Annotated in this window: 1 protein-coding gene; it reads right to left on the bottom strand. The window is 47.8% G+C overall.

Going from position 1 to position 291, the window contains the following annotated elements:
- Positions 1-291: FIDD domain-containing protein (locus DC53_RS22310; protein WP_033032741.1), on the bottom strand; the 291-nt coding region annotated here is incomplete at both ends.

Raw genomic sequence — 291 nt, 5'->3', positions numbered from 1 at the left:
TATTGCTGCTTCTTCTACGTATAGGGTTAGCGGCGCGGTAGCGATACATCCGGTTGTATTGTTTTCTACCCATACTAAAATAGTCTGTGGTGTACTGATGTTGGTGTACTGGTTTGGTAATGCGGTTCCGGCGTCTAGAGCGGCTTGGTCGAAGTAGAATCGGATAGTGTAATCGTCTGGGTCTACGTCTTCGCCTAGAATGGCTGGTGTGTGTTCGTTTAGGATGAAGGTGTGTACTCCATCGGTGTTTTCTTCACAGTAGGCGTTTGGTGCTATTACTCCGTTTTCGCC

The organism is Pseudoalteromonas fuliginea, from assembly GCF_000690055.1.
Taxonomy (GTDB): domain Bacteria; phylum Pseudomonadota; class Gammaproteobacteria; order Enterobacterales; family Alteromonadaceae; genus Pseudoalteromonas; species Pseudoalteromonas fuliginea.
The sequence above is the reverse complement of the archived record's forward strand: the minus strand, read 5'-3'. Positions and strand labels throughout refer to the sequence as shown.